The sequence below is a fragment of the Hyunsoonleella ulvae genome, from assembly GCF_016827605.1.
In the GTDB taxonomy this organism is placed as follows: domain Bacteria; phylum Bacteroidota; class Bacteroidia; order Flavobacteriales; family Flavobacteriaceae; genus Jejuia; species Jejuia ulvae.
This window is the reverse complement of sequence record NZ_JAEPJQ010000001.1, coordinates 1,119,932-1,143,617: the sequence shown is the minus strand read 5'-3', so window position 1 is coordinate 1,143,617 and position 23,686 is coordinate 1,119,932. Positions and strand designations below refer to the sequence as shown.

At 33.7% G+C, this 23,686-nt stretch carries 16 protein-coding genes; 3 read left to right on the top strand and 13 right to left on the bottom strand.

Annotated elements, in window-relative coordinates; translation table 11 throughout:
- Positions 1–5: 5 nt before the first annotated feature.
- The 10 genes from JS605_RS05135 to lepA form a co-directional block, all read right to left on the bottom strand.
- A complete protein-coding gene (locus tag JS605_RS05135; protein ID WP_203256580.1) occupies positions 6–1,628 on the bottom strand; it encodes a trehalose synthase in 1,623 nt (540 codons plus the stop codon).
- A 3-nt stretch (positions 1,629–1,631) separates the two neighbouring features.
- A complete protein-coding gene (locus JS605_RS05130; protein ID WP_203256579.1) occupies positions 1,632–3,572 on the bottom strand; it encodes an alpha-1,4-glucan--maltose-1-phosphate maltosyltransferase in 1,941 nt (646 codons plus the stop codon).
- A 24-nt stretch (positions 3,573–3,596) separates the two neighbouring features.
- A complete protein-coding gene (locus tag JS605_RS05125) occupies positions 3,597–4,865 on the bottom strand; it encodes a glucose-1-phosphate adenylyltransferase (protein ID WP_203256578.1) in 1,269 nt (422 codons plus the stop codon).
- A 28-nt stretch (positions 4,866–4,893) separates the two neighbouring features.
- Positions 4,894–6,096 carry a glycogen synthase gene (gene glgA / locus JS605_RS05120; RefSeq protein ID WP_203256577.1) on the bottom strand — a complete coding sequence of 401 codons (1,203 nt, stop codon included), beginning with the start codon at positions 6,094–6,096 and terminating at the stop codon, positions 4,894–4,896.
- A gap of 495 nt (positions 6,097–6,591) precedes the next feature.
- Positions 6,592–7,350, bottom strand: a complete 759-nt coding sequence (locus tag JS605_RS05115) for a hypothetical protein (RefSeq protein WP_203256576.1) — start codon at positions 7,348–7,350, stop codon at positions 6,592–6,594.
- Positions 7,351–7,576: 226 nt separating this feature from the next.
- A complete protein-coding gene (locus tag JS605_RS05110; RefSeq protein WP_203256575.1) occupies positions 7,577–9,997 on the bottom strand; it encodes a T9SS type A sorting domain-containing protein in 2,421 nt (806 codons plus the stop codon).
- 147 nt (positions 9,998–10,144) lie between these two features.
- On the bottom strand, positions 10,145–11,506 hold the full coding sequence (locus JS605_RS05105; protein WP_203256574.1) for a hypothetical protein: 1,362 nt from the start codon (positions 11,504–11,506) through the stop codon (positions 10,145–10,147).
- A 301-nt stretch (positions 11,507–11,807) separates the two neighbouring features.
- Positions 11,808–13,562, bottom strand: a complete 1,755-nt coding sequence (locus JS605_RS05100) for a sensor histidine kinase (RefSeq protein WP_203256573.1) — start codon at positions 13,560–13,562, stop codon at positions 11,808–11,810.
- A gap of 40 nt (positions 13,563–13,602) precedes the next feature.
- On the bottom strand, positions 13,603–14,238 hold the full coding sequence (locus JS605_RS05095) for a response regulator (protein WP_203256572.1): 636 nt from the start codon (positions 14,236–14,238) through the stop codon (positions 13,603–13,605).
- A gap of 35 nt (positions 14,239–14,273) precedes the next feature.
- Complete coding sequence (gene lepA / locus JS605_RS05090) at positions 14,274–16,070, bottom strand: translation elongation factor 4 (RefSeq protein WP_203256571.1); 1,797 nt, start codon at positions 16,068–16,070, stop codon at positions 14,274–14,276.
- A gap of 116 nt (positions 16,071–16,186) precedes the next feature.
- On the opposite strand from lepA, the gene JS605_RS05085 reads away from it, so the two are divergent.
- Positions 16,187–16,588 carry a DUF4345 domain-containing protein gene (locus JS605_RS05085; protein WP_203256570.1) on the top strand — a complete coding sequence of 134 codons (402 nt, stop codon included), beginning with the start codon at positions 16,187–16,189 and terminating at the stop codon, positions 16,586–16,588.
- 375 nt (positions 16,589–16,963) lie between these two features.
- On the opposite strand, the gene JS605_RS05080 is transcribed toward JS605_RS05085, so the two are convergent.
- The gene (locus tag JS605_RS05080) at positions 16,964–18,355 is read right to left on the bottom strand and encodes a radical SAM protein (protein WP_203256569.1); all 1,392 of its coding nucleotides are present in this window, start codon (positions 18,353–18,355) and stop codon (positions 16,964–16,966) included.
- 338 nt (positions 18,356–18,693) lie between these two features.
- On the opposite strand from JS605_RS05080, the gene JS605_RS05075 reads away from it, so the two are divergent.
- Both JS605_RS05075 and JS605_RS05070 read left to right on the top strand, forming a co-directional pair.
- The gene (locus tag JS605_RS05075; protein ID WP_203256568.1) at positions 18,694–19,044 is read left to right on the top strand and encodes a type II toxin-antitoxin system MqsR family toxin; all 351 of its coding nucleotides are present in this window, start codon (positions 18,694–18,696) and stop codon (positions 19,042–19,044) included.
- A gap of 21 nt (positions 19,045–19,065) precedes the next feature.
- Positions 19,066–20,073, top strand: a complete 1,008-nt coding sequence (locus JS605_RS05070) for a type II toxin-antitoxin system antitoxin SocA domain-containing protein (RefSeq protein WP_203256567.1) — start codon at positions 19,066–19,068, stop codon at positions 20,071–20,073.
- A gap of 32 nt (positions 20,074–20,105) precedes the next feature.
- Here JS605_RS05070 and JS605_RS17495 read toward each other — a convergent pair whose 3' ends face one another.
- Both JS605_RS17495 and JS605_RS05060 read right to left on the bottom strand, forming a co-directional pair.
- Positions 20,106–20,267 carry a prolipoprotein diacylglyceryl transferase gene (locus JS605_RS17495; RefSeq protein ID WP_239000277.1) on the bottom strand — a complete coding sequence of 54 codons (162 nt, stop codon included), beginning with the start codon at positions 20,265–20,267 and terminating at the stop codon, positions 20,106–20,108.
- 198 nt (positions 20,268–20,465) lie between these two features.
- On the bottom strand, positions 20,466–23,600 hold the full coding sequence (locus tag JS605_RS05060) for a TonB-dependent receptor (protein WP_203256566.1): 3,135 nt from the start codon (positions 23,598–23,600) through the stop codon (positions 20,466–20,468).
- Positions 23,601–23,686 lie beyond the last annotated feature (86 nt).

Sequence of the window (23,686 nt, the reverse complement as noted above, 5' to 3'; positions counted from 1 at the left end):
TGTTGTTAGTTGTTTATAATGTTTGAAATTCCCTTTAAAGGAATAATTGCCCACCCAGGGCGAGAATTAAGCTCGTAACCTAACTCGTAAACAGCCTTTTCTAGTAAGGCGTATTTTAATAAAAATATGCGTTCTTGGTTGTAACCAATATTTAAATTGGCATTTCTTACTTCAGTAATGTATGTACCTAAAAAGAGTCCGATAATATAATCGTACAAGACTTCTCCTGCTTCGAAAAGTACTGGTGAATTATCTTCTTTTGATTGATTAAAAATGGTCGTGTAAATTGCATAATGAAAGCTTCTAAATAAACCTGCTACATCTTTTAATGGTGGTTGTTTAACTTTTCTATCGCGAATTGTACTTTCTGGTTCTCCTTCAAAATCTAAAATGTAAAAATCGTTATCTTTTACCAGAATTTGTCCAAGATGGTAGTCTCCATGAACTCTTATGCGTTGGCCTTTTAACTTTGTCCAATCGAAATTTACAAAGCGTTTACGGATGCTATTTTTTTTATCTAAAAACTCTTGGGCCAATTGCAAAGCCATTCCTTGAAGTTTACCCATATTGTTTTCTATGGTATTCAATCTATTTTGAAATTGATAGAGTAATCTATTTTTTAGCCATACTTCGTAATCCCCATTGTAATGTGTTGGTGTAAAAGCCATTTCCTCAAATTCAGAACCCAAAGCTATGTGCATTTCTGCTGTACGTTTTGCTAAGGTTTGGATTTTCTTTAAAAAATCAAGTCCTACCCAATCGATTAAAATGGGAGGCATATCATTGATGCTTAACTTTAAAAAACGTTCTGTTTTTGGAATATCATGCAATAAAATACCCTTGTCTAGAAATGCCTTAAAGATTTTTTGGAGTTCTTTTAACATATAATCCCAAGCGTCTCCTTCATTGGGAATTAACTTTTGCATCAAGGCAATGGTAATGATATCTTTTTCAGAATCTATAATATTTATACTTCCTAGATATGGCGGAGTGTTTGTAAATCCTTGTTTTTCAGAAAGGTATCTACTCATCTCGTAATCGGGATTTTTATCTGAATATATCCTTCTAAAAAACTTTAATACATATCTATCATTATAAATTATTGATGTATTGCTTTGCTCTAGTCCCATAAATTTAGAGGACTGGTAAGACGCTCCTTTTAGTTGTGCGCTTTTATGGTATCTTACTTTAGTAAGGTCGATAGGTTCAGCAGTTAGAATACGCTCAAAAACTAGTTTTCTAAAGGATTCTAGATTTACGGCGTCTATTATGTACCCCTTTTTACTTTTGATAGAAATGGGTAAAATCCTGTCTTTTTTTGCTAAGGTTTCATGTGTTACAAAAGCTATGGGTAGAAAATAGTGTTGGTAAAACGCCTCAACAAAATTAACTTCCAGAATTAAACCATAATAAACCTCTTCATTTTGTTGAATTCTGAAATATTCTGATAACTCGATATATTTTAACCTACTTGCTTTACCACCATACCATCGTTGTTTTTGAATATACGCTTCTAAAATATCAGAAAGAAACACCGACATAAAGTTTGAATCGTCAAGGAGTTGCTCCCAAGCCACATTAGTAGCCCATGGTGTTTCTACGTTATTTTTAGAAGAGGTTTCAACCATATATTACTTGTTTATTTGAAATATATGAAATGGTAATGTAGGGTGTAGCTCCACAAAATTCCACTCATTATGCCAGTTGTAGCGATTGTCTGTAATCAGATCATGCATCTCCATATTGTGGCCAGCATGTACACCAAGTTCGTGCAAAGGCATTTGTATTGTACCTTGTTGGGAATTGAGATGATCTAGGCTTATAACAACCAGTATGTGATTTGTTTTAGCTTCATTCCACTTGTAGAAAGCAATTAAATTATCATTTTCAACATAACAGAATTTAATGTTATTTGTTTGCTGAAGTGCTTCATTGTGATGCCTGATATAATTTATTTTTGCTATAACGGTGGTTAGTTTGTTTTGTATCGTCCAGTCGTAATGTGTTATTTGAAATTTTTCAGAATTTAAATACTCTTCTTTTCCTAATAGGGAATCGGATAGCATATATTCAAAAACAGGACCATAGATACCAATAGAAGAACTTAGTGTCGCTGCAAGCGCATAACGTTGAATGTGCTTAGAATCTCCGGTGCCTTGCAGATGAAACGGGTTAATATCTGGGGTGTTAGGCCAGAAATTAGGTTGCATGTATTCTTTGAGCTCTGTTTTGGTTAACTCCTCTACATACTCAATTAATTCGTGTTTATTGTTACGCCATGTAAAGTAGGTGTAGGATTGTGTGTACCCTTGTTTTGCGAGTTGTTGCATTACTTTTGGTGCTGTGAATGCTTCTGCTAAAAAGATGATATTGGGATGTTTTTCTTTTACTTTGGTAATTATCCAATTCCAGAAGTAAAAGGGCTTGGTATGTGGATTATCAACTCTAAATATTTCTATGCCACAATCAATCCAATGCATTAAAATATCTAAGCATTCTTCCCAAAGGGCTTTGTATTCTTCACTTTCCCAATATATTGGTAAAATATCCTGGTATTTTTTTGGTGGGTTTTCTGCATATTGTACAGTGCCATCGGGTCGCCATTTAAACCATTTTGGGTGTTCTTTTACCCAAGGGTGGTCTGGAGCTGCTTGCAAAGCATAGTCCATGGCAATTTCTAAATCTTGCTCTTTAGCCTTTTTTACTAAAGCTTTAAAGTCATCTAAATTTCCTAATTGAGGATGAATAGCTTTATGCCCACCAAGCTTGGAACCTACGCCCCAAGTAGAACCTACATCGTCTTCTTTGGCTTCAGTAGTATTGTTTTTTCCCTTACGGTTTACTTCTCCAATGGGATGTATTGGGGGTAGATAAACAACATCAAACCCCATATTTTTTATCCTAGGGAGTAAACGCTCACAGTCTTTAAAAGTACCGTGTACACCTTCATGCTCGGAAGCTGAACGTGGGAAAAACTCATACCATGTGCTAAACCGTGCTTTTTTTCTATCCACATAAACCTTGTAGGGGTTTGAGGTGTTTTCTAGAAATTTAATAGGGTTATTATAGAAAATATCATGAAGTTTATCTGAAATGGCTTCGTTAATTGCCTCTCCGTAGGTTTGCTCATTCTTAAAAATAGTTTCAAGATGTTTTAAGTAGGCTTTGTCCTCTTTTGAAGATACTTTTTTTAAAATCTGATTAATGTATTCGGCACCTTCTAGTAGTTCAGAAATAACATATTGGTTATCTTCAATTTTTCTAATAATACCATGTTGCCAATTTAGTGCATAATCTACCCAAGCCTCTACTTTATAGGTATAAAACCCTTGTTTTTCTACTGTAAAAGATGCCTGCCATTCATTATTAAAATCTAGCTGCATTCGGGTTTCTTTCCAGGTTTTTTCTTTTTCGTGCTTGTATAATACTGAAGCTCCTAAAACATCATGGCCATCGGCAAGAATAAAAGCTCTTACATTTACAATTTCGTTTACAACACGTTTTATATGAAATGTACCACAGTTTACGCTTGGCGATACATAATCTATTACAACACGTTTTTGGTCTAGCATCTTAATTATATTAAAAATGTTGGTTTATTGAATGGTAAATTTTTTCGGAAGGATAGCCCCTTTTTTAATCACTACTATCCCATCTTTAATAAAATAGGTGTCGGTTTCGGTGTCTTCTAGGTGTTTACCTCCGTTTATTCTAACATCGTCTCCTATTCTACAATTTTTATCTATAATGGCATTTTTTATAAAACACCGCTCACCAATACCCATTAAAATTTCAATTTTATCCCTATCTATTTCCAAAAGGTTTTCATATTTATCACAACCCATCATATAGGTATTTATTAAGGTGGATTCTGCACCTATTCTTGATCGAATACCAATAACAGAATTTTCAATTTTAGCAGCACCAATAATACACCCTTCAGCAATTACCGTTTTTTCGCACGTGGTATTGGATAGCTTAGTAGTGGGTAACATTCTTGCTCTAGTGTATATTCTTCTTTTTTTGTCATATAAGTCAAATAAAGGAAGATTGTCGGTAAGCTTTAGGTTAGCCTCAAAGAAAGAGTCGATATTTCCAATATCTGTCCAATACCCTTCATACTGATAACTAAGGGTTTTATGTTTTTCAATATTTTGAGGAATAATTTCTTTACCAAAATCAATTGTAGAGTCATCCTTCATTAAACTAGATAATAAATCTCTGTTAAAGATATAGATACCCATGGAGGCTAAATAGTTACGACCTTGACTTTTCATTTCATCACTTACCTCTGAGGTCCAATCTGGTAAGAGATCTGCAGCTGGTTTTTCAACAAATGAGGTAATAACGTTTTCATCATCAGATTTTAAAATACCAAACTCCGTAGCTTCTTTGGCTGTTACGGGAATAGTGGCTATAGATATTTCAGCGCCACTTTCTTCATGGGCATTAATCATCTCTTCATAATCCATCTGGTATAGTTGGTCTCCTGACAATATTAAGAAGTACTCAAAATCATGTCTTAAAAAGTGATGCATGCTTTGGCGTACAGCATCGGCAGTTCCTTGAAACCATGTTTTGTTTTGTGGTGTTTGCTCTGCAGCTAAAACATCAACAAAAGCACTACTAAAAAAACTAAAATGATATGTATTTTTAATATGACGGTTTAAAGACGCCGAATTAAACTGTGTTAGTACATACATTCTTTTAATATCGGCATTGATACAGTTTGAAATAGGGATGTCTACCAATCTATATTTTCCTGCAATGGGGACTGCTGGTTTTGATCTGTCTTTTGTTAACGGATACAATCTTGAGCCTTGCCCACCGCCAAGGATAATGGCTAAAACCTTATTATTAATCATAGTTAGAAATTTTAGTTAGTTGAATTTTTTATAGTAGTGATTTATACAAATCAGATGTTTGTTTTGCTATAGATACCCAGTCGAAATAGTCTTCTACGCGCTTTCTTCCTTTTAACGCCATGGACTCCCTTAGGTCTTTATCGTTAATTACTTTATTAACGCCATTTGCCAAATCTCTAGCAAATTTATCAGGGTCTATAGGCTCAAAAGGTGCCTCTGTTTGTTGTTCTAAAGGAATTAAAATACCTGTTTCGCCATCAACAACAACTTCTTTAATACCCCCCACAGCACTTGCTACCACAGCTGTATTACAGGCCATGGCTTCTATATTTATAATGCCAAAAGGTTCGTAAATTGATGGACAGCAAAACACATCGGCATGTGAATATAACTGAATAATTTCTGGTTTGGTTACCATCTTATCAATCCAAATTACATTGTTTCGTGTTTTTTTAACTTCATTAACGGCATCTTCCATTTCCTTGCCTATTTCTTTCGTATCGGGAGCACCGGCACATAATACAACCTGTGTGTCTTTGTCTATGTATTTAATGGCGTTTACCAGATGAATGATTCCTTTTTGGCGTGTAATTCTACCCACAAAAAGCACATAAGGTTTTGTTTTGTCTATACCATATTCATCTAAAGTTGAGGTTTCGGGTGTTTGTACATACTGTTGTAAGTTTATGCCATTGTAAATTACCTTAACCTTATCTTCATCAACATTAAAATGTTTTATCACATCTTCTTTGGTTTCTTCAGAAACGGCTATTAAGGCATCTGCCATTTCTATAGCTGTTTTTTCTACCCAAGAAGAAGCATCGTAACCTCTACCCAATTGCTCTCGTTTCCAAGGACGCAAAGGTTCTAGAGAATGAGTGGTTATTACTAAAGGAGTACCATAGCATAATTTTGAAACAATACCTGCAAAGTGGGCATACCATGTGTGGCAATGCACAACATCGGCATCTACCGCGTCTGCATTCATATGCAAACCAGTTGTTAATGTTTTAAAAACAGATTTTAATTTGTCATCAGCATCTTTAAAAACACCATCTTCAAAAGGATAACCTTTTACATTTAAATTATCATTTTTGGAATCTTGATCACCAAAACACCTTACATCCAAATCCATTAGTTTTGATAGCTCATCGGCTAAATATTCAACATGTACTCCTGCTCCGCCATAAACATAAGGCGGGAATTCTCTGGTGTAAAAAAGTGCTTTCATATAGAGATAATTGTCAATTTTTAGTAAAAATTTACTTCAAAAAAACGGAATTTTATAAACACCCTACTTTATATTAAGGTTATTATTTTAAAAATTATTAAATCGATTTTAGAACCTTGTAATCATTTGGGATATAATAAACTGCATCTCTAAAAATGCGAAATTGTTAATAACATTTTTTGTTTTTTTAAATTAAAACTCAATATTCCAAACGATTAAAAATATAGTATTTTTGCGGTTTTTAGCCATTTATCTAATAACAGACAAAGCTAGAGAGGTAATTTACAAAATAAATTATTAACATTTTTGAGGCTAAAAATTTTTGCCGAAAAAAGAGTGTTTTGCCAATAACAAGAAAATATCAATAAAAATTTTAAGGTAATGCTAAATACCGTTGAAGAATTTTAAGAGTTTATTCAAAAAAAATGAATAAAATAAAAAGGCTACTCTTTGTTTAAACAAAGCATAGCCTTTTATGTTATTTTTAGTTGAAATTTACCTTCTATTGGCCAATGCCCATACCAGAGAAATTCCGAAAATATTATTCTTATTAATTAGTCCCCAAGTACTATTATCTTTAAATTCCCCTCCGCCTTCTGGCTTAAACGTATTTCTTACATGTGCCAACATGTTGGTTTGTAGCATTAATGAAAGTTGGGTGGTTAAAATAATTTGGAAACCTACAACTAAAGCTAGGGTTAATCGTGTAAAGTCGGTTTTGCCATTATCAAATTTATCAGCCCCAAAGGCATAGGCAAGCATAAGCCCATACATAAAGTTAACTTGTTTGTAACGGGTAATAGGTGTAAACATAAGTGCCCTAAATTGTACTTCTATTAAAGACCTATTAAAGGTATTTCCACTTAGTCCACTATATAATGCACCTAAGGAAACATACAGTGCTGAATTCGCAAACATTGCTGCCCTTAGATAATAAGCTGCATGAAGACACCATAGTGTGTCATCGCTTCCAAACCCAAAGCCAGCACCAAGAGCTAATAAAGTTCTAGCAAAAATAGCAACGACCTCTTCTGGTTTTTGGTCTTCTATGGCATAGGAGTCTCTAAACTCATCTGTAATGCCAAATAGTTCATCGGATTGGGTTTCTAAATTTGTTTCTTCATAAGATGCAATAGCGAATGTATCCTGTGTATTGTCTAGAATTGCTTTAAAAATGTTTTCTTGCGAAAACATAGTGCTGGTAAACAGTAAAAGCAATACAATACAAACGAAATTAGGGTGTTTGGTTTTCATAATGAATGGTTTTAAATTGATTATGGCTAAAATTAGCTTGAAACTGTATTTAGAAGCAATACCAGAGTTCAGGTAGATTTTAAATGGAAATGGATGATAGTAGGTATTAAAAAACAAAGAGGTCTCAATAAAAATTGAAACCTCTCTTTATCAAGATTAGATATTTCATCAATTTAAAACATACATCTTGAATGGTTGCTTGAAAAACATTGATTAATAGCTTCTTTTAATTTTTTATCAATTTTCTTGTAATAGTTACATTTTCTGATGTTGTTCCCTTAACTATATATATACCTTTTGATATGTTTTTTATTGAGATTGAGTTGCTTCCAGATTCTAAAATTTGTCTTCCGTTTGTGTCATAAACACTTATTTTTTGTACTGTTTTATCTGAAAATGAAACAAGCCCTTTTGATGGATTAGGATAAATAGTAATATGTTTTTCGTTAAATGAAACGTCATTTACATTTAGAGTTAAGTTTGATATGTTTAAATCAGTTTTTAACAAGATTCCATAGTTGGTAAGGAAAACCATTAAAGCATGATTGGCATCATATTGTATAGCTTTAGCTTTTTTGATGATTAAATCTTTAGGTTGGTCTTTCGTGACCCAAGACACATCTGTTATATCTCTTTCTTCTGGTAATAAGTTTTTTGTTACTGGATCAATATTTTTAAGATAAACATATTTACCGTAAAAAGTAAGTGCTGAAGAAGTACTAAATTGTTCTAAACCTATTAGAATTGCTCCAATAAATTTTGTTGCCTCATCATCTGTAAGGATCAATTCTGTTACTACCTTTACATCTTCGTTGGTATTATCGTTATTAGTATCTGTTGTTATACTTGTAGTTTTGGTATTGCCATCATTAGCATCTTCAACTAGGTTTACAACATCTTCTTGGGGTGGTGCAAAAAATGAAGCAATATTTATTAAATCATCTAAAACAAAACTAAAAACTACAGGATCAAAACGGGGAAAGACATCATGTATTCTATCCCAGTTACTTACGGCTGGTTGGTTAGATTCCCAACTTTCACTAGTTCGTTTTAATGCTCCAGAGGCATCTGTTTTTACTGCAACTACATCTATTTTGTTTGTTGCAGGGTCTTCATTTGCGCCAAAAATTATATTTTTAGTAAGATCTCTATCGTTGGTAAAAATTTCTTCTAAGACAGAGCAGTTTCCAGTATTAGTATCGCACTGCGTTTTATACACACGATAATTAAAAGCAGCATCAAAGGCCTTGGTAAGGATATTAATGATGCCATCATCTGAATCCTCCAAAGCTGTTTTTTTGGAACTAATAACTAAATGATTTGATAAGTTATGACTAAAAGAGGTGTTATTATCATTCTCATCAATAAATGAGAAGCTTTCATTTGAATCAACAATAAAAAAACCATTATCACTTAATATTGAGAATGCTGGTTGTGGTAATGTTACTGATGTAGCAGGAGAGAAAGTTCCATCAAATGTTTCTGGTGTTATAGAAAAATAGAACAGTGTATCGCTTCCATTACAAGCACCAATATCATATTTACCATCTGATGTTTTACGTACATTCATATCTGTTACATAGTTTATATCCACTCGCAGAGGTGCTCCCATATAGTTAAAATCAATATAGTCACAAGAGTTCGTTGGGTTTGAAGGATCAAAAACATATGTATTCTCAGCAGATAACTGTGCACCGCTTGCTACAATTTTACCATCGGAAGGTGTGGATGAAAACTGAACCGTTTTAAACATATTCTCTTGTATACAGCTGTTGCCATCATTTGTAAAATTTTGCCATGTGCAGGTGTTAAAGTTTACGGTATAGAATCCAAAAGTATTGGCACTATTTGGTTGTGAAGTTCTTGCTACAATTTCTCCTGAATTGGGATGGACATCAAGCTCAAAAACAGGAGAAAAGCTAGGTGGTGTACATGATGTAATAGTACCATTAGGCTCTATTTTATTGATGCCTTCGTATGAGCCTACAAGAAGGTTGTCATTAGTATCAACAAACAAATCATTTATAAAATTACTTAATAGGTTAGAGTTATCCTTTGTATAATTTACCCATGTATCAGTCGCTTTTGTATATTCCCATAGTCCATTATTTGTATCTGCAATAAAAAGTTTTGTACCTGCGTTGTTTTCTATCATATCCTTGGGTCTTATACCGGGAGTAGCCACTTCAGTAAGTGTACCGTTTTCAAAAATTGAATAAGACTCATTGTTAGAATCATTTTCATTAAAAATATATAACACATTATTGTTATTGTAATATAGATTGGGTCCTGTAAAGGGGTTTACAGCATTTACACTAACTTGATTAGTTTCTACGCCATTGGTAAAAATAATAACGCGATCATTTTCACCTAAAGCAAAACTATTTCCATTATTCGGATTTACAGCAATAGAAAAACAGTTTCCAATTGCAGTTTTTTGTGTGGTTAAATTCTTTACTTCAATAGTATTAAAGTTATTGTCGAGCTTTTGGTAACCAATATTAGTAGCATAGTGATAATTTCCGTTAGGCCCTTTTACCATTTGGTTTATAGATAGTGGTCTTGCATATTGGTACCAGTTATTATTTTGTGCGTTTATTTGAAAACAAAGAAATAGAAAGGTTCCTAAAAATAATTTAGTAATCATAACATGTAGTTTTAAATTGATGGAATAAAACTAACTTAAGTACCATCGGAGCACAATACCAGAGTTCAGGTAGATTTAACGAAATTATATAAGATAAAAGGCTTCTCTGTTTTTGAGAAGCCTTTTTGCTTAGGAACAAAAATTAAACTAAAACTTATATCTCACACCTAATTTAAGTGGATTATCTTTGTTGAGCAGCAAGCTTGTTCCGTCAGTTTTAAACTCGCCTCCAGCTTCTGATTTAAACGTGGTACTTTCGTAAATGAAAACTGGAAACTGACCGAACAAAGACCAATTTTCGCATACCCTGATGTTTACTCCACCATAAGCACAGCCTACTATTCCTGTAACATCGTCTTTGGAAAAACCATTGTCGTTTGTTCCAAAATTATAGTTACCCATTAGACCTACTACGAGTTGGGTTTGTTTGCTCGGAGTAACTGCAGTATGATATTGCAGTTTGGGCCCGATTTTAATTCTATTAGATTTAGAATCGTTAAATGACCAACCAGAATAACCCACTTCAGCACCAACATACCAGGCATTCTCATCGCTACCATAGGTTAATTTTTTTAAATATTCAGCAGATACGCAGTATGATATTTCTTCAAAATCTTGTTGGGCACCAATACCTACGCCTCCACCTATATATTGTTCTGGCATTAAATCATCAATACTATCTGTTAATGGTTCAGATGAAATAGGTTCTTCTTTTATGGCACAACATTCCAGTGAATGAATGGTAATTTTAGAATCCTTAGGTTGGTCAAACGTCATTTTTGCGTGTGTAAAAATACCGTTTAGGGTTCCTGTATATTCATAACTGCCGCTTTTTACTTCTGTAGGGTCTAAACCATTGTTACAAATACAATTTACCGTTACGTAGGTGCTAATTTTCCATGTGATTTTTGGGTAGTTAAATTTTATAATTTTTACGTCAGAAGTAGCTTCTGTTCTGCAATTGCCATTCAAATCATTATCATGTTTGGGTGTAAACTCTAAACCATCTAAGAATTTTTTCAAGGATTTATAATAGGATCTTATTTCATCGATATCCTTGTAAACCATACCGCTACTTGATGTACGTTCCCCTTTAATGCCTCCTATATCTTTGCCTGTAAAACCATGTACGAAATCGGCGAAGTTTTTACTATTATTAATGGCGTTTAGCGCTTTATCTTCTAAGGTGTTAAACATACCTTTGTCAAAAGTTTCTGAAGTAATAGGAGGTTGTATGGTGCTGTATATGCCATTTATGGCAAAAGCAATATTACTGGTATCTATGGCTATAATTGAGGTGGGGACTTTACCCATTAAGTCTTTTACTTTACAAGGTTTTGTGTCTTTCCAGTTAACTATATTCTGTGTTTTATGCATGGTATTGAATGCACTAATTAAGTTTGCTGCTGCCTCTTGGTTTTTAGTGTACCTATAATTTGTGTTTTGCTGTGAAAAGCCAACAAAATAGGTAATACACGCGAGCAGGGTTAAAGTGTGTTTTGCTTTCATAATGAATTGTTTTAAATTGATTATGGGTAAAATTACCTTGAAAGGCTGTTAGAGCACAATACCAGAGTTCAGGTAGATTTTCAGGCTATGCTTTTAAACAAAAGAGGTTTCAGCCTAAAGCTGAAACCTCTAAACACAAGATATGTGCCTAATCAATTTAAAACATACATCTCGGTGGTTGGTTACGAGAACATCGATTAATAGCATTATTCTTTTTGAGATATAAGCGTTTAAAAAGATATTTTAAAAGTAGACCAATTAAGGGGTAGAATACAATACCAGAATTCTGGTAGATTTTAAATTATTTTGGTATTGAAATAAGAACAGATGTTCCTTTATTTGGAATACTATCTAAAGCGAATGTACCCCCTATCTGATGAACCCTAGATTGCATATTTTTAATGCCAAGTCCATTTTTAGTGTTTAAAACATCAAACCCATTACCGTCATCTTCAATTGAAATGGTAAATCCATCTTCAAGCCCCATAAGTTGTACATCTACCTGTGTTGCATTAGCGTGTTTTATGATGTTATTAAATGCTTCTTGAATTACTCTATATAAAGGCGTTACAATACTATCATCTAATGTTTTGGGGAATTGATAACTATTAAAATTTATCTTTAGTGACGTTTGGCTAGATAGTGTTTTTGCTAAATCTTCTACACTATCTTTAAATCCAACCATTGTTAAATCTGAAGGAGAAATTTCATGAGATAAATTTCTAACGTCGTTACATATGGTATCAATGGTTTCGGTAACTTTTTCATCCTTAAATGTATCTGAAACAAACCGTTTTAAATAACTTAATTGACTACCTATATTGTCATGAAGTTCTTTACCTATACGTTTGCGTTCTTGATCTTCGCCTTTTATAAATGCCGTTAGGTTTTCTTTTTCTTGCAACACTATTTTTTCTGAGAGTGTATTACGTTCGTCATAGATGTCCTTAACCATAAATACTACGGTAAAAGTCAATAATAAAATTTCTAAAAACGAAGTATAAAATAAAAGCGGTAAATCGTAAAAATAAGTATTTACTATGCCATAACTATGGTACAAAATACTGGCCATTGTTCCCAAAATCATAAAAATATAAGCCAAAGCAAAAAGAGATGTACGCTTATTGTTTTTTTTGTAGTAGATGACTATTTGCACTATAATGATGCAAATTAAAAATATAAAAAATGCATACCATATCTTCATAAACAAGGTAACAGCATTCTCAAAAACATGTGTAAATACAAAATGTATAGCTAATCTTATAATAATAACGATGCCTAAGAGGACTTCAATAGTTTTTTTAAGTTTGGGTGTATAAGTTTTAGCTTCAAGTATTTTTTGAGAGAATAGCGCAAAAAGAATTAATGAAATTTCACTAAAAACTACATAATTGGTGTATTTGTTTACGGTAGTATTTTCGTTGAGAAAAATTTGAGAAAACACACCAATATATGCACTAATAAATAAGCCTAAGAAAATAATATAGGCGGCATAGATTAAGTAAGTACTCTTTCTTAAAAAAGAAAAAATAAATAAACTAAAAATAACAGAAAGGAGGCTAACCCCAAAATAAGCGCCAATAATAATCTGCTGAATAGTGTTGTCTTTTGCAAATGTTTGTTCACTTTTTAAATATACCGAAGTAGCTAAAGGTTTACCTTTTTCTTTTTTTAATTTGAGTTGATAGGAGGCTGTTTCCTTTGGGTTTAATTTAATGGGCAATGTAAATAGCCTATGTTCAATAGGTTTTGTATCTATTTTATAGTTAATCCCTGTGGTTGCTTTGGGAACAAGAGTATTGTGTTCATATTTGCAGAGTACAATTTCTTGTATATATACATAAGTAAGTTGTAGAAAGATGGTTTTAGGGGAGCTTAGCTCATTTTTTAAAGTAAAATCAATAGTGTTAAAGATGTTGTTAAAGCTGAAGTAATAGTAATCTCTCTCATCATTTGTCTCAAGGCTATTTTTGTTAATTTTTGAGAAAGGTTTAAGGTTAATTGAAGAAAAGCTAGAGTCAATGAACAAAGTATCTACCTGCGCTTTCAAATTCAAGCAAAAGCTTAAACCTAAAATAAAAAAAAGAGCAATACAGTTATGATAATAACTTTTTCTCATTTACGAGTTTTACAAGGTCAATGGAATTATGAATGTTTAGTTTCTTGAAAATATTCTTCTTGTGCGTTTCAACGGTATGGGAACTAATAAAGAGCTTTTCAGCAATTTCTGGAACGTTAAGCCCTTCCATCAGTTCGGCTATTATTTCTTTTTCCCTTCTTGTAATATTAATTTTTTGAAGAAACCCATCTGTCTCTGTTACCTCATTTTTTACACCTTTACCTTTGTAAAAGGTATGATTTTCAAAAACGGCGTCCAATGCATTCAATAAATCTTCAGAAGAGCAATTTTTAAGTAAAAACCCATTGGCATTTAGTTGTTTTACTTTTTTAATAATACTTTCGGTATTATACATAGTAAGTATAATTACCTTAATTTTTGGGTGTATTAGTTTTACGTCTTTTAAAATATCAACCCCATTTTTATTGGGAAGGTTAAGATCTAACAGAATAGCATCAGGTACATATTTTTCAATGGCAGAAATTACTGTATTACCATCATTTATAAAGCCTATTACATGATAGTCAGGTTGATTTTTAAATATAGAAAGTAGCCCATCAATAACAATTTGATGGTCTTCGCAGATTAGGATTTTTTTTGGCTGGCTTTCCATGTAAGCAATCTACATGAAGAAAGATACAAAAAAGATTAATCATTCAACTTCAATACCGCCATAAACGCTTGCTGAGGTATTTCTACATTACCTACTTGTCGCATACGTTTTTTACCTTTTTTCTGTTTCTCTAAAAGTTTACGTTTACGTGAAATATCACCACCGTAACATTTAGCAGTTACATCTTTACGAAGTGCTTTTACCGTTTCACGAGATATAATTTTAGCACCAATGGCTGCTTGAATAGGAATATCAAATTGCTGACGAGGTATTAACTCTTTTAACTTCTCGCACATTTTTTTACCAATGGTCTGCGCATTTTCAGCATGAATTAGAGCCGAAAGCGCATCAACAGGTTGTGCATTTAATAAAATATCTAAACGCACTAATTTAGATTGTTTCATACCTATCGGGTGATAATCGAAAGACGCATAACCTTTAGAAACAGTTTTTAATCTATCATAAAAATCAAAAACAATTTCAGCCAAAGGCATTTCAAAAATTAATTCAACACGCTCAGTAGTTAAATAGGTTTGATTTGTGATAATACCACGTTTTTCAATACATAACGACATGACATTACCCACAAAATCTGATTTTGTAATGATGGTAGCTTTTATATATGGTTCTTCCACACGATTTAAGGTGGAAGGTTCTGGTAAATCTGATGGGTTATTTACAATGATGATGTCGTCTGGTTCTTTATTGGTATAGGCATGGTAAGATACGTTGGGTACGGTAGTTATAACCGTCATATCAAACTCACGTTCTAAACGCTCTTGAATAATTTCCATGTGTAACATCCCAAGAAATCCACAGCGGAAACCAAAACCTAATGCTGCTGAGCTTTCTGGTTGAAATACCAAGGAAGCATCATTTAATTGTAGTTTTTCCATAGAAGCACGTAGGTCTTCATAATCCTCAGTGTCCACAGGGTAAATACCAGCAAATACCATCGGTTTTACATCCTCAAACCCTTCAACAACATTCTGTGTGGGTTTTGCAAAATCGGTAATAGTATCTCCTACTTTTACCTCTTTAGCTGTTTTTATACCTGTAATTAGGTAACCAACATCGCCTGCTTTTACGGTTTGTTTTGCAACTTGGTTTAGTTTTAAAGTCCCAATTTCATCTGCATAATAGTCCTTATCAGTAGCTACGAATTTTATATGTTGTCCTTTTTTAATCTCCCCGTTAAATACTCTAAAGTAAGTTTCAATCCCTCTAAACGTATTGTAAACTGAATCAAAAATTAAGGCTTGTAATGGTGCATTGGGGTCACCTTCAGGAGCAGGAACACGCTCAATAATGGCTGCTAAAATATTATCAACACCAAAGCCTGTTTTTCCACTAGCGTGAATTACCTCTTCAGGATCGCAACCTAGTAAATCTACAATATCATCGGTAACTTCTTCAGGATTTGCACTTGGTAAATCTACTTTATTTAGTACAGGAATAATCTCCAAATCATTTTCTAAAGCCAGATATAAATTAGAAATGGTTTGCGCCTGTATACTTTGAGCAGCATCTACAATTAAAAGCGCACCTTCACATGCAGCTATGGAACGGGAAACTTCATACGAGAAATCCACATGTCCAGGAGTATCAATCAAGTTTAGAACATATTTTTGGCCTTTATATTCATAATCCATTTGTATGGCGTGACTTTTAATGGTAATACCACGTTCACGCTCCAAATCCATATTATCTAATAATTGGTCTTGTTTTTCCCTTGCGGTTACCGAACCTGTGTAGTCTAACAAACGGTCTGCAAGGGTACTCTTACCATGATCAATATGTGCAATAATGCAAAAATTTCTAATCTGCTTCATAAAGTAATCTTACCCTAAAATGTAGGGTGCAAATATAGCTGTTTTTTCGCTGTGAATCTCGTTGAAATATTACTCAAAAAAATCTTCATTATTTTTGATGTAAAACGCATAGTTCTATGGGATTAAGCAAAACAAATTTCATCAACAAAATCCACCTCGTAATTTCAGTAATTATAGTGGTTCCTGTAGCGTTTTTGTATGGTTTTAGTCCAAGTTCAGAGTTCAATATCCAACTTAATACTATTGACGAGCAAAATGCCTTTAAAGCCATTATGGGCTTGTATTTGGGTTTTTCAATACTATGGGTTTTAGGTGTTTTTAAAACCAATTTTTTAAAACTAGCTTTGGTTAGCAATATGATTTTTATGCTGGGGTTAGGTTTTGGAAGATTGTTGAGTTTAGTTCTTGACGGCACACCCACTTTCGCCTACGTTTTTGGAACCGCGGGCGAATTGATATTAGGGTTTTACGGACTTTGGATTTTAAAATCCGGCCATCATCGCTCCACAAATACCTAAACTGATAATCAGGTAAACTACAGCAATAATAAACAGTACTTTGGCTGCTTTTTTGTTTTTACTGCGGATGCTAAATCCGATAATAGTTAACAAAATTGATGGACCGAACATGATCAATAAAATGATAATGAACAAACCTGTAAAATCCATATTTGGGCTTAGAAGAGATATCATATTCAAACTTTTAAATCATCATACTTCCGCATACACCTAAACTGATCAAAAGATAAACAATTCCAATAACGTAGAAGGTTTTTGATTGTTTAGTGTTTTTGTTTCGTAAGCAGAATCCAATACTTATAAGTACTAGTGGTAAGCCAAAAGAAAAAAATATGGCTAGAATTATTGCAACTAAATATCCTAAATCATTTCCCATTATAATTGGTTTTTTAGTTCCTCCAAACGCTCCCGTTTATCATCCCGATATAATAAGTTCATGGTTTCAAACGGAATAATCTTATTGTCCTTATCCACAATATGAACACAAGATTTTTTTATGGCACGCACATCAAAGTTATAAGCATCAATAAATTGCATGATAATAATACGAAATAAATTGTCGTAACCCAGATTTGGCGCATCAATATTTGGTAAACAACACATAATACTTTTTAGGTTTTCCTCGGCAACCTCTACAGAATTCCCTGTGCTAAACACCTCAATCATTTTTCCATGCAGTTGTTCATCCTGTTCGTAAATAATGGTGTTTTTGCTGTTGTCCAGTAAATCGTTAGGGTTAATGTATCGGGTTAGCGGAAATACCTCGCCATCCAATTTTAAGGCGTACCCCATCACCAAAGCATCTGGATTACAAGGCACGGGCAATAAATCGTCCGAAGTAAAAATATCGGTCTGCTCCATGATATTTCGGCGTACTTCGGTAAGCGTCATTCTATCGGTTTCAGGATTAAAATTATCCAAGCGCCCTGCAATTTGAGTTGGCTGAAAGGTTACCCCTCGCACGCATTTTTGTTGCAATGCAAAGTCAATAATTTTTCCAATCTCATGGTCGTTCAAGCCTTTTTGAAGTGTTACAACCAAGGTAGTCGATAAATTCAGTGAATTTAAATGCTCTAAAGCCTGAGCGCGAATATCCCATAAATCGGCACCACGTAATTCTTGCAATACCGAATTCTCAAAAGAGTCAAACTGCAAATAGATTTCAAAATCGGGCGCATAGGTTTTTAGGCGTTTTGCAAACTCAAAATCCTTAGCAATTTGTATCCCGTTGGTATTTAGCATTAAATGCCGAATAGGTAACGATTTTGCATAATCCAAAATGTCCCAAAACTGCGGATGAATCGTCGGTTCTCCGCCTGAAATTTGTACCACATCAGGTTCTTTTTCGTTACGTACAATGGTGTCTAACATCTCTTTAACTTCTTCTAAAGTACGATGCCTACCATAGGTTGGCGAAGAGCCCGCATAGCAAGTAGGGCAAGTTAAATTGCAACGGTCTGTTACCTCAACCACCGTAAGGCACGAGTGCTGCTCATGATCTGGACACAACCCACAATCATAGGGGCACCCATAATGTGTTTTTGTGTTAAAGGTATATGGCGTTTCACTCGGTTTATTGTAGTTCCGTATGTTTTTGTAATAGTCAATATCGTCCGCGATCAACACCTTAGAATTCCCGTGCTCTGCGCAACGCTTCAGCATATACACCTTCCCATTTTCAAACACAATTTTCGCATCCACACGCTGTAAACACTCAGGGCACAAGCTCAAGGTAAAATCGTAATACGTATATTTTCTTGTTGGCATAGTTTAATTTTTATTAGGGCGTTACCCTCGATGTCACATCCGTCCGAAACATTAAACATTCATCCTCGGGTCGGGCTTTCGGCAGTCGCTCTCTCCTGCGTCGAGGAGCTTCAACAAATGCCTCAATCCCTAACGCGGGTGTGTTTGCTAAGGTAAGGTTTTATCGTTTTAATGGGACTTTTTTGAGAGTTGGTTTAATAGTTGTTATATGTAGGATTTTACATTTATAAAATCAACTTTAAAGTTTAAATATTGTTAATAAAGTGTTTAAAAATAAATTTTAAAGTTGATTTTTAAAGATGGTTTTCTATATTTGCAAAGAAATCAACGCATTAATTATGGTAGACAGATCAGTTGTAAAATCTTTTTTACAAGAACTGAAACAAATAATTAAAGTATGGGGTGTCATCTTCTCCAATCGCCCCAAGAATAGCATTCAGAATCTTGCAGATTTAAGTATTACAGCCAAAATGCGTGAAGAAATAATTTTCAATTTAGAGTTTGAAGATTATAGTGAAGGCCCTTTAGAGGAAACTCAACAAGGAGGAACAGAAATGTGGGTTTTTGGTAAAATAATCAAAGGCCAACAAGTATACATTAAGTTAACTATTTCTAGAATTTCAGGTGTCGCAATTTGCATTTCTTTTCATAAGGCTGAGTTTCCAATGAAATTCCCTTTTAAGGATTAAAAACTAATAAAATAAACGATTATGAAAAGTCCATTCACAGGTAAGGAAATGACCTTACAAATTGAAAAAAGTATTTTGGTTTTTCGAAAGGAAGAATTTGAGTATCACCACAAGAGTTATTATTGTGAAGATAGTGGGGAGTCATTTACAACAACCGAATTAGATGAGTTCAATTTGAATCAAGTTTATAATCAATATAGAGATAAACATAATATCCCGTTTCCTGATGAAATAATTAAACTAAGGGATACTTATGGCTTATCGGCTGGAATGATGTCCAGAATATTAGGTTTTGGTATCAATAGTTATAGAAACTATGAAAAAGGAGAAGTTCCAAGTTTGGCAAACGCTAACTTAATCAAGACAATTTCAAATAGTATACAGAATTTTAAATTATTGGTTGATTTAAACAACGATTTGAGCAGTAATGAAAAATCAAAAATTCTTAAAAAGATTAAAATTGTTATTGATAATTACAGGGAAAATAAAGACGATAATAAATATGTAGGTATTTTATTTGAAGATAGATTGCCAGATAATTTTTCTGGATATAGAAAGCCAAATATGGAAAAAATGGTACATATGATTATGTTTTTTGCCCAAAAGTTAAATCCTACAGAAACTACTATGAATAAGTTGTTGTTTTACTCTGATTTTTATAATTACAAAAGAACAGCTTACTCAATAAGTGGAGCAAATTATAGGGCCCATAATTACGGACCTGTTCCTTTTAGGTATAGTGGTATTTTTGATTATGCAGCCACAAAAGGATATATCTTTATGAATATTGAAGATTACGGTAATGGTTATTGGGGGAAATGTTTTTATAAATCAAAAAATAAAGATTTTAATTCAGAACTGTTCACAGTAGATGAACTAGAATCATTAAACTCGGTTTCCGAAAAATTCAAAGGCTTTAATGCAACAAAAATTATGGAGATAAGTCACGAAGAAAAAGCATGGATTGAGAATGAAAAAAACAAATCTTTAATAGATTATAACTATTCTTTCGAATTACTCCATGTCTAATATAATTTAGGCTTTTATGTTCTGAAAATATCTCACTCCATTTCAGTTCCTCCCCTATTAGGGAGGTTAGGAGAGGCTTTTAAATAATACACCCAACAAACTACGCATAAAATTGGAATCATACTCAATCCAAACACAAAAAACACATTCGGTTTTAAAAATTCAATACAAAATCGAAATCCGAAGTAGAGCATCATAAACCATTTAAACAGGTCGCCATTGGGTAATGCGCGGTATTTTTTGGAGCCATTTTAAACTAAAAAAAAGCAGAATTAAAAACACCAATTTATACAAAGAAGTTGGGTGTCGTAATAGGCCATCACCCAAATTGTTTAAGCGATTAAACCGCTATTATTTTTTACATTGTTGCAAGTAGTAGTTTTTCGAACTTTTTAAAAACTATATTTTATCCCTAACTGTGCTCTCCAACGAGAATTAAATAAATCTGTCACATAAGGTTCTGTTCCTTCTGGAATATTGAATTGAAACTGGGGTTCATTGTTTTCAATACCTCTAAAATCCAATAGGCTGAAACTGGAATTAACCACATTAGGAACAAACACTAAACGCCCCCAATCTTTATTAATAAAATTAAAAACGTTAAGCATATCCACAGATAAGGATATGGCATCGCCATTTTTTAAACTCAGTCCATATTCTAATTTCATATCTAGTTCGTGGTTCCAAGGTGTTCTGGCGCCATTGCGTTCTGCAACCTGTCCTCTTCGCTCTCTTAAATATGGGTCTCTTTCAATAAAGTTATTTAATCGTTGCCATTGTTCGGTGGCACTTACAGTTACATTTCCAGAGGCATCTGTGATATCAACTAAATTAATTTCAGAGGCATCTCTTGGAACATAAATAATATCGTTTCTTGAAGACCCATCACGATTTAAGTCACCTCTATAAACATAGGAAAAAGGACTACCTGCTCGCCCGTTGTATAGAAAAGAGATAAATCCAGTACTTTTTTTCCCAATATCAAAATTATAGGAATGGCTACTTACAAATTTATGTCTTAGGTCAAAATTTGAAAAGGATAACGATGGGTCATTGGCAATTAAAGCTTGATTCCATTCAAAATTTGCCGCTGGCGAACTGCGCACGGTACTGGATATATCTTTACTCACTCCATAGGTGTAACCCAAATATCCGCTGTAATCACCTGCCTGTTTACTAATACCAAAAGTAAGGTTATATCTAAAGCCTTTATCTGTATTGGTAAGTAAAAATACATTTGTGAAGTTAGGATTTATCTTTATAGCATCTCCTGTTTCTAAAAAGTATGGACGATTATCTGCGCCGCTAAAATTACCAACGTTGTTTTGTCTATTAATAGATTGAAAGAGTAATCCATTTACGACTTCGGTATAAGTCCCTTCTATATCTATTGTCCATTGATTTGGTAATTTGGCTTTAAATGCAATATTTGTTTTCCAATCTCTTGGAAGACTAAAGTCAGGGTCTAAAAGATTTATTTCCGCTAAATTAGGTTGTAGGCTTCTTAAGTCTTCCAGATTTTCGGTTAATGGTACGGCTTCGTCTGGCCTTAAATCAATATTAAAATATTCGGTACCCGAAATATATTCCGCGTAAGCGAACCATAAATAAGGAATTCTACCTGAGAAAAGTCCTGTACCACCTCTTATGGTAAACTTTCCATCTTCATCTATTTTGTAATTGAAGCCAAATCTTGGATTGAATTGTGGTGCTTTGGATATGGTGTTGTCAAATCTTGAAAATTCTGGGGTATTTTGCACTGCTTCGCTCACAGGCAATCGTTGTGTTAAATATTGAGCATCTAACCGAATACCTGCGGTTACTTCGAGCTTTTCGCTTACGCGAAAGTTGTCCTGAAAAAAAGCAGCAGCTTCCAATACCCCAATAGTGGCCGAAGGTCGACTATTTATAAATTCAAAACTATTATTATTGATATTGTAAACTCCTCGTATTCGTGCTGGTCTATCATTTAAAAAATCATCAACTGAGCGATATTCCCAACGACCGTTCCAAGCAGAAAGAAATCCGTAATCTACATCGTGTAATTGACCAAACACACCAGCGGTAAAATGGTGTTGCCCATAATCAAAAGTATAAGTGTCTGCAATCTGTAAAGTAGAGAAATCGGTGTTGTACACAGAGGCCTCTCTATAGGTTCCTGCAAAAATGCGAGCTGCCGAAGATGTAGCAATTTGAATATGAGGGAATACACGCCCCTCAAAATCACGATTTTCTTGTACTGTATTATATCCTACAGAAAGTTTATTGGTGCTTCCGGACTTGAAATTTGATTTTAATTCAACGGCAAGACTGTTTGCAACGCTATTATGGCGGTATCCCTGATTTCCAAAATTGAAGAACGTACTATTCCATTCCAAATTATCTGTAAAACTATTCACATAATTATTACGAAGTGTTATTTTATGTACATCGGAAAGGTTATAGTCCAATCGAGTAAATAATTTTGTACTTGCGGTTTGTAGGTCTGCACTTTTAAAAGCGCCAGGGTCATAGTTATACTCATTTAATAATCTGTCTCGTATTGCTGTAACATCTTCAATAGTAATGTTAGATGTACTGCTACCAGGTGCATTAAGCACAGGAAAGTTAGATAATGCTTGTTCAAAATTAACATAATAAAACAATTTATCTTTTACAATAGCACCACCAATACCACCGCCAAATTGTACATCAAAAAATGATTCTACATTCTGTTGAGCACCACCAGCAAAACTACCTATCAAATTTTGATTGTTACCGTAGCCATAAATTTCAGCTTTGGTTGTATTCGTTCCATTTTTGGTCACCAAATTAATGCTTGCGCCATTAAAATTACCAATACTAACATCAAATGGTGATAGTTTTACGCTCACTTGTTTAACGGCTCCAAGTCCAATAGGTTGACTTCGGGATAAACTCCCTGGCGTTCCGTTTGCAGAGGAACCCGATGCACCGCTTGCTGGTTCCTGAAAGCCTATGATATCGTTATTGGCTATACCGTCAATATTTAGGTTGTTAAATCGGTTACTCGCACCACCAAAAGAATTCAGGTTGTTTTCAGGAAGATTTTTTGTCAAATCTTGGATACTTCTATTAATGGTAGGCGTTGCTTTGATGGTTTTACGGTTAAGTAAAGTTTCATTTCCGCTTTTCTTAGGCGTGGATTCTGCAGTTAAAACAACTTCTTGTAATGATGTATTCTCTTCCAGTAAAACAAAATCCTTTATAGTAGCAGTACCCAAGTTAATGGTAATATTAGTTTGCTCAATGGTTTTGTAACCCAAAAATGAAATAACGATTTTATATGAATTCCCTGGTTGTATATTGTTAAGTCTGTAAAAACCATTTTCTTGTGATATCGCACCATAATTAAAATTGGTTTCTGTATCTGTTAAAACGATATTGGCAAAAGAAACAGGGTTATTTTGACTGTCTTTTAAGTTGCCTTGAAGACTTCCTGTGGTTTCTTGAGATAATGCTATTGTGCTTAATAATAGTGAAAATAGAGTAGTTAGGTTATATTTCATGTATTGTAAAAAGATACTAAGGCTTTAAAATTCATTATTTAAGCTTTACTCTGGTACTATATAAATAAGAAAAGTCGAAAAGAGCG

Coding starts and splice junctions, on each gene's coding strand:
- JS605_RS05135 (WP_203256580.1), bottom strand. CDS start 1,628: ATGGTTGAAACCTCTTCTAAAAATAACGTAGAAACACCATGGGCTACT.
- JS605_RS05130 (WP_203256579.1), bottom strand. CDS start 3,572: ATGCTAGACCAAAAACGTGTTGTAATAGATTATGTATCGCCAAGCGTA.
- JS605_RS05125 (WP_203256578.1), bottom strand. CDS start 4,865: ATGATTAATAATAAGGTTTTAGCCATTATCCTTGGCGGTGGGCAAGGC.
- glgA (WP_203256577.1), bottom strand. CDS start 6,096: ATGAAAGCACTTTTTTACACCAGAGAATTCCCGCCTTATGTTTATGGC.
- JS605_RS05115 (WP_203256576.1), bottom strand. CDS start 7,350: ATGAAAACCAAACACCCTAATTTCGTTTGTATTGTATTGCTTTTACTG.
- JS605_RS05110 (WP_203256575.1), bottom strand. CDS start 9,997: ATGATTACTAAATTATTTTTAGGAACCTTTCTATTTCTTTGTTTTCAA.
- JS605_RS05105 (WP_203256574.1), bottom strand. CDS start 11,506: ATGAAAGCAAAACACACTTTAACCCTGCTCGCGTGTATTACCTATTTT.
- JS605_RS05095 (WP_203256572.1), bottom strand. CDS start 14,238: ATGGAAAGCCAGCCAAAAAAAATCCTAATCTGCGAAGACCATCAAATT.
- lepA (WP_203256571.1), bottom strand. CDS start 16,070: ATGAAGCAGATTAGAAATTTTTGCATTATTGCACATATTGATCATGGT.
- JS605_RS05085 (WP_203256570.1), top strand. CDS start 16,187: ATGGGATTAAGCAAAACAAATTTCATCAACAAAATCCACCTCGTAATT.
- JS605_RS05080 (WP_203256569.1), bottom strand. CDS start 18,355: ATGCCAACAAGAAAATATACGTATTACGATTTTACCTTGAGCTTGTGC.
- JS605_RS05075 (WP_203256568.1), top strand. CDS start 18,694: ATGGTAGACAGATCAGTTGTAAAATCTTTTTTACAAGAACTGAAACAA.
- JS605_RS05070 (WP_203256567.1), top strand. CDS start 19,066: ATGAAAAGTCCATTCACAGGTAAGGAAATGACCTTACAAATTGAAAAA.
- JS605_RS17495 (WP_239000277.1), bottom strand. CDS start 20,267: ATGCTCTACTTCGGATTTCGATTTTGTATTGAATTTTTAAAACCGAAT.
- JS605_RS05060 (WP_203256566.1), bottom strand. CDS start 23,600: ATGAAATATAACCTAACTACTCTATTTTCACTATTATTAAGCACAATA.